Source organism: Streptomyces montanus (assembly GCF_005786655.1).
In the GTDB taxonomy this organism is placed as follows: Bacteria; Actinomycetota; Actinomycetes; order Streptomycetales; family Streptomycetaceae; genus Streptomyces; species Streptomyces sporangiiformans.
Map to the genome: position 1 here is coordinate 17,657 of NZ_VBZC01000089.1, position 14,108 is coordinate 31,764.

Below are 14,108 nucleotides of genomic sequence, written 5' to 3' on the forward strand. Positions count from 1 at the left end.
CGCGCAGCATCAACCGGCCGCAGGCCCCGGAGGTCACCCCACCGTCAGCAGAATCACCAGCAGCACCGCACCGGCGAGCGCCGGCGCCACGATCTCGTAGGCCCAGCGCACCGAAGGCTCCCCCTGTGCCTGCTCGGCCGGCCCTCTGGCTTCGACCAGCTCGCGCAGCTCGTCCATGATCTGGTCGGCCTGGGCGCGCACGGGCCCGGTCGGCTCCGCCGGCATACCGCCGCCGCGGCCGGCGGCACCGCGGGCCTGCTGCCGCGCCGCCTTCTTGCGGGCGCGCAGCGAGACGGGTATGGCCCACAGCTGGTAGGTGGTGCCGGACTTGTCGCGCACCTCGTTGGAGTAGCCGGAGCGCAGTGAGTCGACCGCGCCCAGGGGGAGGACGATCAGCCGGAGGGGGTTGCGGATGCGCAGCCGCTCCTCGTTCGCGAAGACGGCGGGGCGCAGCGTGAAGGCGCCGATCAGCGGCACGACGAGGAGGAGCCCGGCGAGTGCCAGCCACGGCGTGCGGCCCTCGCCGACGACCAGCGCGTCCATGCCGAGCCAGACCGAGATGCCGAGCAGCAGCACACCGCCCGCGATGCCCGCGGGCGACCGGTAGATCCGGTCCCTGGACACGGGCGCCGGGGGGCCTGAGGGTTCGGGGCGGGCCGAGGGTTCCGGCGAGTCCGAAGGTTCCGGGGAATCCGAGGGTTCCAGGGAATCCGAGGGTCCTGGGGCGTCCGAGGGGCCCGGCGAGTCCGGTGCTGGTGACTGGTGGTCCGGGGGCGTCATGCTCCCGATTCTGCCCGACGCCTCCGACAGCGCTCATCCGCGGTCGCCGAGCTCGGTGTGAGCGGCGGGACCCCTCGGGGGCTATACAGCTGCTACGCGCGTAGATATGCTCCCCTCGTGACCATGCCCACCACAGCAAAAGCTGCACATGCCCTCGGCGACGTAACCGCGTCCGACAGCACGCTGCGCCGCTTCCTCCACGGGCTGCCCGGAGTCGACGCGGTCGGCCTGGAGGCGCGCGCCGCCTCGCTCGGCACCCGTTCCATCAAGACCACGGCGAAGGCGTACGCCATCGACCTGGCCATCTCTATGGTCGATCTGACGACGCTGGAAGGCGCGGACACCCCGGGCAAGGTCCGGGCGCTCGGCGCCAAGGCGGTCCACCCCGACCCCACGGACCGTACGACCCCCACGACGGCGGCCGTCTGCGTCTACCCCGACATGGTGGCCACCGCAAAGGAGGCCGTCGCCGGTTCCGGTGTCAAGGTCGCCTCCGTCGCCACCGCCTTCCCGGCCGGCCGGGCCGCGCTCGACGTGAAGCTGGCCGACGTCCGCGACGCGGTCTCGGCCGGGGCGGACGAGGTCGACATGGTCATCGACCGCGGTGCGTTCCTCGCGGGGAACTACATGAAGGTGTACGACGAGATCGTCGCCGTGAAGGGGACCTGCGGCACGAGCGCCCGCCTGAAGGTCATCTTCGAGACCGGCGAGCTCTCGACGTACGACAACATCAGGCGCGCCAGCTGGCTCGGCATGCTGGCCGGGGCCGACTTCATCAAGACCTCGACGGGCAAGGTGGCGGTGAACGCGACGCCCGCGAACACCCTGCTCATGCTGGAGGCCGTGCGTGACTTCCGGGCGCAGACCGGGGTACAGGTCGGGGTGAAGCCCGCGGGCGGCATCCGCACCAGCAAGGACGCGATCAAGTTCCTGGTCCTGGTCAACGAGACGGCGGGCGCGGACTGGCTGGACAACCACTGGTTCCGCTTCGGCGCCTCCTCGCTGCTGAACGACCTGCTGATGCAGCGCCAGAAGCTGGCCACCGGCCGTTACTCCGGCCCCGACTACGTGACGGTGGATTGATCATCATGGCTTCCGTGTTCGAGTACGCGCCGGCTCCCGAGTCCCGGTCCGTCGTCGATATCGCGCCCTCGTACGGCCTGTTCATCGACGGAGAATTCACCGACGCCGCCGACGGCAAGGTCTTCAAGAGCATCTCGCCGTCGACCGAGGAGGTCCTCTCCGAGGTCGCCCAGGCAGGTGCCGAGGACGTCGACCGCGCGGTGAAGGCCGCCCGCCGCGCCTTCGAGAAGTGGTCGGCACTGCCCGGCTCCGAGCGCGCCAAGTACCTCTTCCGCATCGCCCGTATCATCCAGGAGCGCAGCCGCGAACTCGCCGTCCTGGAGACGCTGGACAACGGCAAGCCCATCAAGGAGACGCGCGACGCGGACCTCCCCCTGATCGCCGCGCACTTCTTCTACTACGCGGGCTGGGCGGACAAGCTGGAGCACGCCGGCTTCGGAGCGAACCCGCGGCCGCTCGGCGTCGCCGGCCAGGTCATCCCCTGGAACTTCCCCCTCCTCATGCTCGCGTGGAAGATCGCCCCGGCACTGGCGACCGGCAACACGGTGGTCCTGAAGCCCGCCGAGACGACACCCCTTTCGGCGTTGTTCTTCGCGGACATCTGCCGCCAGGCGGGCCTTCCCAAGGGCGTCGTCAACATCCTTCCCGGATACGGCGACACGGGCGCCGCCCTGGTCGCGCACGAGGGCGTGAACAAGGTCGCGTTCACGGGCTCGACGGCGGTCGGCAAGGAGATCGCGCGGACCGTCGCGGGCACACGCAAGAAGCTCACCCTCGAACTCGGCGGCAAGGGCGCCAACATCGTCTTCGACGACGCCCCCATCGATCAGGCCGTCGAAGGCATCGTCACGGGCATCTTCTTCAACCAGGGCCAGGTCTGCTGCGCGGGCTCCCGTCTCCTCGTACAGGAGTCGATCCAGGACGAGCTGCTGGACTCCCTGAAGCGCCGCCTGTCGACCCTGCGTCTGGGCGATCCCCTCGACAAGAACACGGACATCGGCGCGATCAACTCCGCCGAGCAGCTCGCGCGCATCACCGCGCTCGCCGAACAGGGCGAGGCCGAGGGCGCCGAGCGCTGGTCCCCGGCCTGCGAACTCCCGTCCTCCGGCTACTGGTTCGCCCCGACGCTCTTCACGAACGTCACCCAGGCGCACACGATCGCCCGCGACGAGATCTTCGGCCCGGTCCTGTCCGTCCTCACCTTCCGCACCCCGGACGAGGCGGTCGCCAAGGCCAACAACACGCAGTACGGCCTCTCCGCCGGCGTCTGGACGGAGAAGGGCTCCCGCATCCTCGCGGTGGCGAACAAGCTCCGCGCCGGCGTCGTCTGGTCCAACACGTTCAACAAGTTCGACCCGACCTCGCCGTTCGGCGGCTACAAGGAGTCGGGCTTCGGCCGCGAGGGCGGTCGTCACGGCCTGGAGGCGTACCTCGATGTCTGATGCACGACTTTCCGTCTTCAAGACCTACAAGCTGTACGTCGGCGGGAAGTTCCCGCGTTCCGAGAGCGGCCGGGTGTACGAGGTGACGGACTCCAAAGGCAAGTGGCTGGCGAACGCACCCCTCTCCTCCCGCAAGGACGCCCGTGACGCGGTGGTCGCCGCCCGCAAGGCGTTCGGCGGCTGGTCGGGCGCGACGGCGTACAACCGCGGCCAGATCCTCTACCGCGTCGCGGAGATGCTGGAGGGCCGCAAGGACCAGTTCGTGCGCGAGGTCGCGGACGCGGAGCGCCTGTCCAAGTCGAAGGCCGCCGCTCAGGTCGACGCGGCGATCGACCGCTGGGTCTGGTACGCCGGCTGGACCGACAAGATCGCCCAGGTCGTGGGCGGCGGCAACCCGGTGGCGGGACCGTTCTTCAACCTCTCCACCCCCGAGCCGACGGGTGTCGTGGTCGTGCTCGCGCCGCAGGAGTCGTCCTTCCTGGGCCTGGTCTCCGTGATCGCTCCGGTGATCGCGACCGGGAACACGGTGATCGTCGCCGCGAGCGAGAAGTCCCCGCTCCCGGCCCTCTCCCTCGGCGAGGTCCTGGCCACCTCCGACCTCCCCGGCGGCGTGGTCAACGTCCTGTCCGGCCGTACGGCGGAGATCGCCGCGCCGCTCGCCGCGCACCAGGACGTCAACGCGATCGACCTCGCGGGCGCCGACGACGCACTGGCCAAGGAACTGGAGATCGCGGCGGCCGACAACCTCAAGCGGGTCGTCCGTCCACAGGCTGTGGATTACACGGAGACGCCGGGCATCGAGCGCCTCACCGCCTTCCTGGAGACGAAGACGGTCTGGCACCCGACGGGCGCACTGGGCGCGTCCGGCTCCTCGTACTGAGGCCCTGGACCCGCACGACTGTCCCGTACAGCACGAGGCCCCGGCCCTCCTCCGTCAAGGATCCAGGAGGGCCGGGGCCTCGCCGTTCCTGGACGTCACAGACCCAGGCGGGTCGCGATGCCGTCGAGCAGGCAGTCAAGGCCGGTCTCGAATTCCCAGGCCGCGTCGTCCTTGCGGGCCGCGTGCTGCGCGTATTTCCGGTACGTCGGGTAGCGGCCGGTGTCCATCAGGTACCGCATCTGCGGCGCCAGGCCGCGCCTGGTCTCGTCGGGGCTCTCCCAGCCCTGCTCCTCCATGTACTGCCGCAGGGCGACCTCGGACCGGGCCGCGCCGTGCACATAGGCGGTGACCGCGCGGAAGGCCGCCATCATCATGTCGATGTCGAGGCCGAGCCCGTCGAGTGCGGCCAACTGCCGCTCCGCCACGCCCAGTCGCCTCGGCGTGAGCGCGAAGAGCGGCGACGGCATCGACCCCAGCCAGGGATGGCGCAGCGTCATCTCCCGCGTCTGCACCGCGAAGGTGCGCAGCACCTCACGCCAGTCGGTCACCTCGTCCGGAACCGACAGTTCGGCGGAGACGCGGTCGACCATCAGCGCCCACAAGTCGTCCTTGCCCGACACATGCCGGTAGGCGGCCATGGGCGCGACCCCCAGCTCCTTGGCGAGACGGCGCATCGTGACGGCGCCGAAGCCCTCGGCGTCCGCGATCTCCACTGCGACGGCGGCGATCTTCTGGGGGGACAGGGAGGCACGAGCCGCCGGGGCGGGGCGGTCCATGCGCTCCCAGATGGTCGCCTCCGCCGCCTTCGCGTCCTTCTTCTGGGCTGCCACAGCCGGAACACCTCTCCCTCGCAGTGGCGTACATCGTATCTCTCAGTAGACGGCGTACACATTGATGTGTACGTTGTACGCGTATAGATACGTCGTACACAGAGACGAGGTTTTCCATGACCGACACGATGACCGACACCACCGCACCGCTCCGCATCGCCGTCCTCGTGGGCAGCACCCGCGAAGGCCGCTTCGCCCCCGTCGTGACCAACTGGCTCTCGGCCCACCTCGCCCAGCGCGAGGACATGACCGCCGACGTCGTGGATCTGGCCGAGACCCAACTGCCCACCGCGCTCCCCGCGTTCGGCCAGGACCTGCCGCCCGGCAGCAAGGAACTGCTCGCCGAGGTGTCACCGCGCCTGGCCGCGGCGGACGCCTTCATCTTCGTGACGCCCGAGTACAACCACAGCTTCCCGGCGTCCCTGAAGAACGCCATCGACTGGCACAACGAGCAGTGGCACGGCAAACCGGTCGCCTTCGTCTCGTACGGGGGCCTGTCGGGCGGCCTGCGTGCCGTGGCGCATCTCCGGCCGGTGATGGCCGAGGTGAACGCCATGACCATCCGCAACACGGTCAGCTTCCACGATGCCTGGAGCCGCTTCGACGAGTCCGGCGCCGTCAAGGACCCGGCCGCCGACACCGCCGCGAAGGCGCTGCTCGATCAGCTGGCCTGGTGGGGGCACGCCCTGCGCGACGCCAAGGCCGTTCGCTCGTACGTCGCCTGAGTCGGGGCCGGAATCCCTGGGGGGACCATGGAACGACGTACGGACGAGAAGCCGCCCGGAGCGGCCGCGCGGGAGGAGACCGGCGCGACGCCCTCCCGGCTCGTCATCCTCGGCCTGCTGCTCGGCATCGTGCTCGCCACGCTCGACGGCACCATCGTGGGGACCGCGCTGCCGACGATCGTCGGCGATCTCGGCGGACTCGAACATCTCTCGTGGGTGGTGACGGCGTACCTGCTCACCACCGCCGTCTCCACTCCGATCTGGGGCAAGGCCGGCGATCTGTACGGCCGCAAGGGCGCGTATCTCGCCTCCATCGTCCTGTTCCTCGGCGGCTCGGTGCTCTGCGGACTCGCCCAGGACATGGGGCAGTTGATCGCCTTCCGGGCCGTGCAGGGGCTCGGCGCCGGCGGCCTCTTCGTGGGCGCGCTCTCCCTCATCGGGACCCTGCTCACCCCCGCCGAGGCCGGCCGCGCGCAGTCGCTCATCGGTGTGCTGCTGCCCGCCGCCATGATCGGCGGGCCGCTGCTCGGCGGATTTCTCACCGATCAGCTCGACTGGCGCTGGGTGTTCTACGTCAACGTGCCGGTCGGCGCCGTGGCGCTCGCGATCATCGCGCTCGGCGTCCACCTGGACAGCACCCCGCGCACGAAGGCGCGAATCGACATCGCTGGGGTCGGACTCCTCACGGTCGGCATCCTCACCCTCACCCTCCTGTCGAGTTGGGGCGGAACGACGTACGACTGGATCTCGCCACAGATCGCCACCCTTGCCGTGATCGGCGCGGCCGCACTCGCCGCGTTCGTCCGTGTGGAGCGGCGCGCACCCGAACCGGTCATCCCGCCCCGCCTCTTCCGTGACCGCAACTTCACGCTCGCGCAGGTGCTGAGCTTCGTGGCGGGCGCGGCGATGCTGGCGGCGGCGAGCTATCTGCCGCTGTACATGCAGTTCGCGCAGGGCATGTCATCGACCACGAGCGGGCTGTTCCTGCTCCCGCTGATGCTCGGCATGATCGGGGCCCAGCTGGCCATCGGGCGGCGGGTGAGCAACGGCGGCCGGTACCGGATGTATCCGATCGCGGGCGGCGCCCTCGCTACCGTGGGCTCGCTCGCACTGCTGACGCTCGGCGTCAGCACGTCGGCGGGACTGGCATCGGCGGTGACCCTCGTCCTGGGCGTGGGGGTCGGCTGCCTGATGCAGCCGTCGATGCTGATCACCATGAACAGCGCCGAGCCCCGTGACATGGGCGCGGCCAGCGCCACGACGACCCTGCTGCGCACCATCGGCGGCTCCCTCGGCGTCGCGGTCCTCGGCTCCGTCTACGCCGGCCGGATGGCCGCCTCCCTCGCCGACCGCCTGGGCCCGGACGGCGAGCGCCTGACCGGCGATTCCGTCACCCCGGAGCTGCCCCAGGACCTGCCGGCCGGGGCCCGGGACGCGTTCCGCGCCGCGGTCACGAACGGCCTGCACGGCGTCGCCCTCGGCATGGCGGCCCTGTGCGCCGTCGTCTTCGCGGCGTCGTGGCTGATCCGGGAGGTGCCGCTACGCGGCAGGGCGGAGTAACCGCCCCCCCGGGAAACCGCCCCACAGGAAAACCACCCCACGGGATACCACCGCACAGAAAAGGCCCCCGCCACAGCGAGGGCCTTTTCTGCCGTGCACCGTCTCAACCGGTCAGCAGCCCTGTTGCCTGCCCCACCACCGGAACGCTCCCCACCGACTCGGCCTGCGCCACGGGCCCCGTCACCATCTGGGACGACACCGGCTTGAAGTCGGCCACCTGCGTGCCGACGCTGTTGTCCAGCGGGTCGACGCCCGTGCCCGCGAGCGGGTTGGGCTTGAGCCCCTCGACCGCGCCCGTGACCTGCCGGACGCCCTCGACCGGCGCATGGAGGGCCGTCCTGGGGTCGACGTCGCCCGGCGAGGTGGACGGGGCGCGGACCACGTCGGCCATGGGCGCGGTGTCCGCGGCGGCCGTGGCCGCGCCCGCCCCCAGGGCTGCCCCGGCGGTGGTGAGGGCGAGGCCCGCGCGCAGCAATGCGCGCTGAGCGGTCGGGGTCCGGGGAACCGCATGTCGTGCCATGGGGTGATGCCACCTTCACTGCGCAGAGTAATCGGTCAGAGGCACAGGGTAGTTGAGGTGTGACGCGGGTTCCAAAGACGACCCGCGGGGTCGGCCGGCGGCTGTCGATGCCTCACACTGGTATCTCGTGAGTTCTCAATCTCCGTCATCTGCCCGGGTCGTGCTGTTGTGCGGGCCGTCCGGTTCCGGCAAGTCCCTCCTCGCGGCGCGCTCCGGCCTCCCGGTGCTGCGGCTCGACGACTTCTACAAGGAGGGCACGGACCCGACGCTGCCGCGGGTGGCGGGGAGTTCGGACATCGACTGGGACCACCCGCTGTCGTGGGACGCGGAGTCGGCCGTCGCGGCGATCGCCGAACTGTGCCGTACGGGACGTACGCACGTACCCGTGTACGACATCTCCCTGAGCGCCCGTACCGGCGAGGAGACCGTCGACATCGGGCGGACGCCGTTGTTCATCGCGGAGGGCATCTTCGCCGCCGAGATCATCGACCGGTGTCGGGAGACAGGAGTGCTGGGGGACGCGCTGTGCCTGAGCCGCGGGCCGGTGAAGACCTTCCGCCGCCGCTTCCTGCGGGACCTCAGGGAGGGCCGCAAGTCCATCCCGTTCCTGCTCCGCCGCGGCTGGCGCCTGATGCGCGCCGAACGCTCCATCGTGTCCCACCAGACGGCACTGGGCGCCCACCCGTGCGACCGGGACGAGGCGCTGGTACGGCTCGCGGCGACCGCTGTGGGACGGGACGTGACGGCGCGTACGGCGGCATAGCCACCACCCGGACACCCACCCGGACACGACCCGGACACGCAAGACCGGACACACGAGAAGCGGGGCTGGAAGGACCCCCCGGCCCTCCAGCCCCGCTTCCCTTTTCCCCCGTGATCCCCGTGATCCCCCGTGACCCCGTTGATCCCCCCGGCAGTGCTCCCCCGTTGTTCTCTGTCCGCCTCCCCCCAGAGTGACGAACAGCCCCCGTACTGTTTCCCCCTTGCCTTCGGGCCGATTGTCAGGCGACAAGCTCCCCGAAGGACTCCTCCTCGTCACGGCCGAAGCTGAGGACCTCGTCCTCGCGCAGCCGGCGGAGCGACCGCCAGATGCTGGACTTCACCGTGCCGACACTGATGTCGAGGATGTCCGCGATCTCCGGGTCCGTGCGGCCCTCGTAGTAGCGCAGGACCAGCATGGTGCGCTGGAGTTCGGGCAGCCGGGCGAGCGCCTGCCACAGGACTGCGCGCAGTTCGGTGCCGCGCATCGCGTCCGTGTCGCCGGCGGTCTCCGGCAGCTCCTCGGTCGGGTACTCGTTCAGCTTGCGGCGGCGCCACGCGCTGATGTGCAGGTTGGTCATCGTGCGGCGGAGGTATCCGCCGACCGCGGCCTTGTCGCTGATCCGGTCCCACGCCCGGTACGTCGAGAACAGCGCGCTCTGCAGCAGGTCCTCGGCCTCGAAGCGGTCACCGGTCAGGTGGTAGGCGGTGGCGTACAGGGAGGCGCGACGCTCCTGGACGTAGGCGGTGAACTCCGCCTCCGACACGGAACGACGCTCCCCCGTGGCCTCCCCGTACGCAGCTCCCCCGACGGTTCCGAGAGCGGCTGCCGCCGCGGGCCCCGTGGATCCCCCCACCAGATGTGCGTCAACCACCGTCATGTACGACCCGGTGTGCTGACGCCCGGTGCCGCGAGCGCACCCCCGCCCGCTCACGGCACCGGACTTCTCGGTGTTTCGCGTGACGTCGTGGAGACGCGTGACAACTGCGACTGCGCTAGAGCTGGTGCTGTGCAGCGTGTTCATCTCGCGCCCCCCGTCGTGGAGTTCCGGTTCCCGGTACTTCTCTTGTGGTGCTTCCTTGCCTGTGCCGAAAAGCTTGCCGAAGCGACTTCATGACGGTGTCCGCCGACTGTCACAGGCGTGCAACAGGGGTGGGGCCCAGACGCACCACAGGCTGATCACAGAGAAGCGTCGTACGGCTACTCATCCGGCACCTGCGGGCCGTACTCGCGTGCCCAAGATGTGTGGGAGCGCTCCAACGGTCGATTCGTCGCCATGTCATGGGACAGAATGACGTCCGTGCCTTCCCTGTTGCTGATCGAGGACGACGACGCCATCCGTACGGCCCTGGAGCTGTCGCTGACGCGCCAGGGGCACCGTGTGGCCACCGCTGCCACCGGCGAGGACGGTCTGAAGCTGCTGCGCGAGCAGCGGCCGGACCTGATCGTGCTGGATGTGATGCTGCCCGGCATCGACGGGTTCGAGGTGTGCCGGCGCATCCGGCGCACGGACCAACTGCCGATCATCCTGCTCACCGCCCGCAGCGACGACATCGACGTCGTGGTCGGGCTGGAGTCCGGGGCCGACGACTATGTCGTCAAGCCGGTGCAGGGGCGGGTTCTCGACGCCCGGATCCGGGCCGTGCTGCGGCGCGGCGAGCGCGAGGCCAACGACGCGGCGACGTTCGGCAGCCTGGTGATCGACCGCGCGGCGATGACGGTCACCAAGAACGGCGAGGATCTGCAGCTGACGCCCACCGAGCTGCGGCTGCTGCTGGAGCTCAGCCGCCGCCCCGGACAGGCCCTGTCCCGCCAGCAGTTGCTGCGGCTGGTGTGGGAGCACGACTACCTCGGTGACTCGCGGCTCGTCGACGCCTGTGTGCAGCGGCTGCGCGCGAAGGTGGAGGACGTGCCGTCCTCGCCGACACTGATCCGTACGGTGCGGGGTGTGGGATACCGGCTGGACACTCCTCAGTGACAAAGACGCAAGGCAAGCTCCGTGGCTGGGCCGCGGCGCGCAAGGCGATATTGGCGGGCCTGCGGTTCACGAGCCTGCGACTGCGTCTGGTCGTCGTGTTCGGGCTGGTCGCGCTCACCGCGGCGGTGTCGGCCTCCGGCATCGCGTACTGGCTCAACCGCGAGGCCGTGCTGACCCGGGCCCAGGACGCGGTGCTGCGGGACTTCCAGCAGGAGATGCAGAGCCGCGCGAGCATGCTGGCGATGCATCCGACGCAGGACGAACTGGAAGGCGCCGCACGTCAGATGGCGAACAGCAGCCAGGGCTTCAGTGTGCTGCTGATCGCCGAGGACGAGAACGGCAAGCCCATCCGCGCCAACTCCGACCTGGACACCTTCACACTGGCGGACGTACCGGCGTCCCTCCAGAAGGCGGTCAACAAAGAGCAGAAGCTCTCCGCCGGCAACAAGTACGCGTACCACCTGTACTGGCAGCGGACCGTCGACGGCGACAAGCCGTATCTCGTGGGCGGCGCGAAGGTCATCGGCGGTGGGCCGACCGGCTACATGCTCAAGTCGCTGGAGCCGGAGGCCAAGGACCTCAACTCCCTCGCCTGGTCGCTGGGTATCGCCACCGGGCTCGCGCTGATCGGCTCGGCGCTGCTCGCGCAGGCCGCCGCGACGACGGTCCTCAAGCCGGTGCACCGGCTGGGCACGGCGGCCCGCCGGCTCGGCGAGGGCAAACTGGACACGCGGCTGCGGGTGTCGGGCACGGACGAACTCGCGGATCTGTCACGGACGTTCAACCGCACGGCGGAGTCCCTGGAGAAACGCGTCGCGGACATGAGCGCGCGCGACGAGGCCTCCCGGCGCTTCGTGGCGGACATGTCGCACGAGCTGCGCACCCCGCTGACCGCGATCACGGCCGTGACCGAGGTCCTGGAGGAGGAGCTCGACGGGGAGACCGGCAGCGTCGACCCCATGATCGAACCCGCGGTACGGCTCGTCGTCAGCGAGACCCGGCGGCTGAACGACCTGGTGGAGAACCTCATGGAGGTCACCCGCTTCGACGCGGGCACGGCCCGGCTCGTCCTCGACGACGTCGACATCGCCGACCAGATCACGGCGTGCATCGACGCGCGCGCCTGGCTGGACGCGGTGGAGTTGGACGCCGAGCGCGGCATCACCGCGCGCCTCGACCCACGCCGCCTGGACGTGATCCTGGCGAACCTGATCGGGAACGCGCTCAAGCACGGCGGTTCCCCGGTACGCGTGTCCGTGCGGGACGAGGGGGACGACCTGCTCATCGAGGTGCAGGACCACGGCCCGGGCATCCCCGAGGACGTCCTTCCGCACGTCTTCGACCGCTTCTACAAGGCGAGCGCCTCCCGTCCGCGCTCCGAGGGCAGCGGTCTGGGCCTGTCCATCGCCCTGGAGAACGCGCACATCCACGGTGGTGAGATCAACGCCGCGAACTCGCCCGAGGGAGGCGCGGTGTTCAGCCTGCGCCTGCCGCGCGACGCCTCCGTGCTGACCGACCAGAACCCGGAGGACGGGGCGCGCGGGGGCCCCGGGGAGAACACGGCCGAGTCCCGCGAGGGCAAGGGCTCCGAGGGGGTCTCGCGATGACCTCGCGGAGCATACGGAATGCATGGGGTGTACGTCGGCTGTGTGCCGGACGCTCGACGCGGGCTGCCCGCCGGACGCGTACCGCCCTGCTCGCCGTGCCGTTGCTGGCGGTGGTGCTGGCCGGGTGCGGAATCCGTTCGACCGAGGTGCCGACCGAATTCGGGCCCGCCCCCTCCCGGGTGCCGTGCACGCTGTCCGGCCCTGACCTCGGTACGCAGTCCTCGCGCGGGATCCTCGTCCAGGTGTTCCTGCTCTGCTCCTCGCAGCTGGTGCGGGTCGACCGGACCGTGCGGATCACCGCCGGAACGGCGGACACGGACCGCGTGCGCGCCGCGCAGGCGCTTCTCGACGAGCTCACCGCGAACCCGTCGGACATCGAGAAGGAAGCGGGCTACACGACGAACGTACGGGACGGCCTGACGGTCACGGGGCCGCGCCCGGACGACCCGGAGGACGCGCTCCGTCTGAGCATCGAGCCGACCGCCCTGACGTCGTACGCGCTGGCCCAGGTCATCTGTACCTTCAGCGTCTCGGCCGCCGCGTCCGACGACGGCACGGTCACCCTCGGCGGCCCCGGGGAGGACTCCGTGCGCCGTTACGAGTGCACGGCGGACGTGCGCTCCCGGCCGGGCACGGAGACCCCGCCGTCGACGGAGGTCGACCGGAGCTGAAGGCCGGGGCTGAAGGCCCGAGCTGAAGGCCGGAGCTGAGGCCTGAGGCCGGGGCGGGCGCCTGGATGGCGCCCGGCGTCGCTTGGCGGGTGCCCGCCGTGTGGCACACGCCTCACCCGTGCGGGCCAAGCACTTCGGACACGCGGAACCGATCCTGCCGAAGGCCGCGTCTTGGGTGGCGTGCAGCGTCAAGGCTCAAACGGCGGCAGCGCCGTGATCCGCATCCGTGCGGCGGGAGGTGTTCTTCTCGTCGCACACCTCGCGCTCGTCGCCTGGCTCACGCTGCGTCCCCTGGACGTGCCGTGGGTGAGCGCCGCGAACCTGCGTCCGTTCGCGAGCATCAGAGCCGACTTGGCGCTGGGGGCCGAGGCGGCGGCCCGCAGTATCGGCAAGGGCCTGCTGCTGCTCGCGCCGCTCGGCGTGCTGCTGCCCATGGCGGGCGGCAGGCTGGATGTCTCCCCGCTGCTGTCGCTGCTCCGTACGGTCGCCGCGGGCGCCCTGCTGTCCATGGCCATCGAGCTGCTGCAGACCGGGGTGCCCGGCCAGGTCGTGGACGTCGACTCGCTGCTGCTCAACACCGTGGGCGTGGCCTTGGCCCACCTCGCCGTCGTACCCGCCGCGCGCGCTCGACTGCGCCGTCGGAACGAGACGCGGCGCCGCGCCGCCCTCCGCCGGGAGGAAGCGGCTCAGGGTCGGACCCCGACGATTCCCAGGGTGGGGATCGCCCCCTAGAGCGACGCTTTGCCCCCTTCGTGCCCCTAGCGTGGAAGGCAGATGAGGCAGCCGACGGGGCCGCCTCGGACCGACGCTCACGAAGGAGCCGCAATGAGCCGCCTTGCCCGCCCCACCAACGGCCGGATGATCGGCGGAGTGTGCGCAGCGCTGGCGCGGCGCTTCGGCACTTCCGCGACCACGATGCGCGTGATCTTCCTGTTGTCCTGCCTGCTGCCGGGCCCGCAGTTCCTGCTCTACATAGCGCTGTGGATCCTGTTCCCCTCGGAGGGGAAGGCCGCTCGTACGGCCTGGTGACGCACTCGCACATACGCCGATGGGGCGCACCCGAACCAGGGTGCGCCCCATCCGCTCGTAGCAGCGCCTGCAAGCGCCGACAAGCGCGTACGACTGCGGTGCTCAGCCCAGCGGGACCCCGTTCACCGGCAGACCCTTCGCAGGTAGACCCTTCGCGGGCAGGCCGCCGAGCAGCCCGGCGGCCGGTACGGCGGGACCGTCGGCGAGGGCGCCCGCCGCGGCCGGCTGGGCGGCGCGGAGGCC

Annotated in this window: 15 protein-coding genes; 11 read left to right on the forward strand and 4 right to left on the reverse strand. The window is 70.6% G+C overall.

Features of this window, described 5'->3' with window-relative positions; genetic code table 11:
- Positions 1 to 33: 33 nt before the first annotated feature.
- Positions 34 to 780 carry a PH domain-containing protein gene (locus FE633_RS43225; protein WP_138050646.1) on the reverse strand — a complete coding sequence of 249 codons (747 nt, stop codon included), beginning with the start codon at positions 778 to 780 and terminating at the stop codon, positions 34 to 36.
- A 123-nt stretch (positions 781 to 903) separates the two neighbouring features.
- Between FE633_RS43225 and deoC the strand changes: the two genes are divergently transcribed.
- Genes deoC through FE633_RS43240 form a run of 3 tightly spaced genes read left to right on the forward strand, consistent with a single transcriptional unit; the run spans position 904 to position 4,185 of the window.
- Positions 904 to 1,863: a deoxyribose-phosphate aldolase gene (gene deoC / locus FE633_RS43230; protein ID WP_138050647.1), complete on the forward strand. Its 960-nt coding sequence runs from the start codon at positions 904 to 906 to the stop codon at positions 1,861 to 1,863.
- A gap of 5 nt (positions 1,864 to 1,868) precedes the next feature.
- Complete coding sequence (locus tag FE633_RS43235; protein WP_138050648.1) at positions 1,869 to 3,305, forward strand: aldehyde dehydrogenase family protein; 1,437 nt, start codon at positions 1,869 to 1,871, stop codon at positions 3,303 to 3,305.
- On the forward strand, positions 3,298 to 4,185 hold the full coding sequence (locus tag FE633_RS43240; RefSeq protein ID WP_138050649.1) for an aldehyde dehydrogenase family protein: 888 nt from the start codon (positions 3,298 to 3,300) through the stop codon (positions 4,183 to 4,185). The genes FE633_RS43235 and FE633_RS43240 overlap by 8 nt, the downstream gene beginning before the upstream one ends.
- A gap of 95 nt (positions 4,186 to 4,280) precedes the next feature.
- Here FE633_RS43240 and FE633_RS43245 read toward each other — a convergent pair whose 3' ends face one another.
- Positions 4,281 to 5,015, reverse strand: coding sequence for a TetR/AcrR family transcriptional regulator (locus FE633_RS43245; protein WP_342791272.1), 735 nt, complete (start codon positions 5,013 to 5,015; stop codon positions 4,281 to 4,283).
- Between the two features lie 116 nt (positions 5,016 to 5,131).
- On the opposite strand from FE633_RS43245, the gene FE633_RS43250 reads away from it, so the two are divergent.
- Together FE633_RS43250 and FE633_RS43255 are read left to right on the forward strand one after the other, a co-directional pair.
- Positions 5,132 to 5,740: an NADPH-dependent FMN reductase gene (locus tag FE633_RS43250; RefSeq protein WP_246114097.1), complete on the forward strand. Its 609-nt coding sequence runs from the start codon at positions 5,132 to 5,134 to the stop codon at positions 5,738 to 5,740.
- A 27-nt stretch (positions 5,741 to 5,767) separates the two neighbouring features.
- Complete coding sequence (locus FE633_RS43255; RefSeq protein WP_138050650.1) at positions 5,768 to 7,300, forward strand: MDR family MFS transporter; 1,533 nt, start codon at positions 5,768 to 5,770, stop codon at positions 7,298 to 7,300.
- A gap of 103 nt (positions 7,301 to 7,403) precedes the next feature.
- Here FE633_RS43255 and FE633_RS43260 read toward each other — a convergent pair whose 3' ends face one another.
- Entirely contained in the window at positions 7,404 to 7,820 is a 417-nt protein-coding gene (locus FE633_RS43260; protein WP_138050651.1) for a hypothetical protein, read from the reverse strand.
- A 127-nt stretch (positions 7,821 to 7,947) separates the two neighbouring features.
- Here FE633_RS43260 and FE633_RS43265 point away from each other — a divergent pair, with 127 nt between their 5' ends.
- Positions 7,948 to 8,583 (forward strand): uridine kinase family protein, encoded by a 636-nt coding sequence (locus FE633_RS43265; protein WP_246114098.1) that lies wholly within the window; start codon positions 7,948 to 7,950, stop codon positions 8,581 to 8,583.
- 238 nt (positions 8,584 to 8,821) lie between these two features.
- Here FE633_RS43265 and FE633_RS43270 read toward each other — a convergent pair whose 3' ends face one another.
- A complete protein-coding gene (locus FE633_RS43270) occupies positions 8,822 to 9,604 on the reverse strand; it encodes a SigE family RNA polymerase sigma factor (protein WP_138050652.1) in 783 nt (260 codons plus the stop codon).
- 276 nt (positions 9,605 to 9,880) lie between these two features.
- On the opposite strand from FE633_RS43270, the gene afsQ1 reads away from it, so the two are divergent.
- From afsQ1 to FE633_RS43295, 5 genes are all read left to right on the forward strand, one after another.
- Positions 9,881 to 10,558: a two-component system response regulator AfsQ1 gene (afsQ1, locus tag FE633_RS43275; protein WP_013001223.1), complete on the forward strand. Its 678-nt coding sequence runs from the start codon at positions 9,881 to 9,883 to the stop codon at positions 10,556 to 10,558.
- Positions 10,555 to 12,165 (forward strand): sensor histidine kinase, encoded by a 1,611-nt coding sequence (locus tag FE633_RS43280; protein WP_171060367.1) that lies wholly within the window; start codon positions 10,555 to 10,557, stop codon positions 12,163 to 12,165. The genes afsQ1 and FE633_RS43280 overlap by 4 nt, the downstream gene beginning before the upstream one ends.
- Positions 12,162 to 12,836 carry a hypothetical protein gene (locus FE633_RS43285; protein ID WP_246114099.1) on the forward strand — a complete coding sequence of 225 codons (675 nt, stop codon included), beginning with the start codon at positions 12,162 to 12,164 and terminating at the stop codon, positions 12,834 to 12,836. Before FE633_RS43280 ends, FE633_RS43285 begins: the two co-directional genes overlap by 4 nt.
- A gap of 180 nt (positions 12,837 to 13,016) precedes the next feature.
- On the forward strand, positions 13,017 to 13,568 hold the full coding sequence (locus FE633_RS43290; protein ID WP_138050654.1) for a VanZ family protein: 552 nt from the start codon (positions 13,017 to 13,019) through the stop codon (positions 13,566 to 13,568).
- A 93-nt stretch (positions 13,569 to 13,661) separates the two neighbouring features.
- Positions 13,662 to 13,865, forward strand: coding sequence for a PspC domain-containing protein (locus tag FE633_RS43295; RefSeq protein ID WP_138050655.1), 204 nt, complete (start codon positions 13,662 to 13,664; stop codon positions 13,863 to 13,865).
- Positions 13,866 to 14,108: the final 243 nt, after the last annotated feature.

Coding starts and splice junctions, on each gene's coding strand:
- FE633_RS43285 (WP_246114099.1), top strand. CDS start 12,162: ATGACCTCGCGGAGCATACGGAATGCATGGGGTGTACGTCGGCTGTGT.
- FE633_RS43240 (WP_138050649.1), top strand. CDS start 3,298: ATGTCTGATGCACGACTTTCCGTCTTCAAGACCTACAAGCTGTACGTC.
- FE633_RS43295 (WP_138050655.1), top strand. CDS start 13,662: ATGAGCCGCCTTGCCCGCCCCACCAACGGCCGGATGATCGGCGGAGTG.
- FE633_RS43260 (WP_138050651.1), bottom strand. CDS start 7,820: ATGGCACGACATGCGGTTCCCCGGACCCCGACCGCTCAGCGCGCATTG.
- FE633_RS43270 (WP_138050652.1), bottom strand. CDS start 9,604: ATGAACACGCTGCACAGCACCAGCTCTAGCGCAGTCGCAGTTGTCACG.
- deoC (WP_138050647.1), top strand. CDS start 904: ATGCCCACCACAGCAAAAGCTGCACATGCCCTCGGCGACGTAACCGCG.
- FE633_RS43255 (WP_138050650.1), top strand. CDS start 5,768: ATGGAACGACGTACGGACGAGAAGCCGCCCGGAGCGGCCGCGCGGGAG.
- FE633_RS43235 (WP_138050648.1), top strand. CDS start 1,869: ATGGCTTCCGTGTTCGAGTACGCGCCGGCTCCCGAGTCCCGGTCCGTC.
- FE633_RS43250 (WP_246114097.1), top strand. CDS start 5,132: ATGACCGACACGATGACCGACACCACCGCACCGCTCCGCATCGCCGTC.
- FE633_RS43225 (WP_138050646.1), bottom strand. CDS start 780: ATGACGCCCCCGGACCACCAGTCACCAGCACCGGACTCGCCGGGCCCC.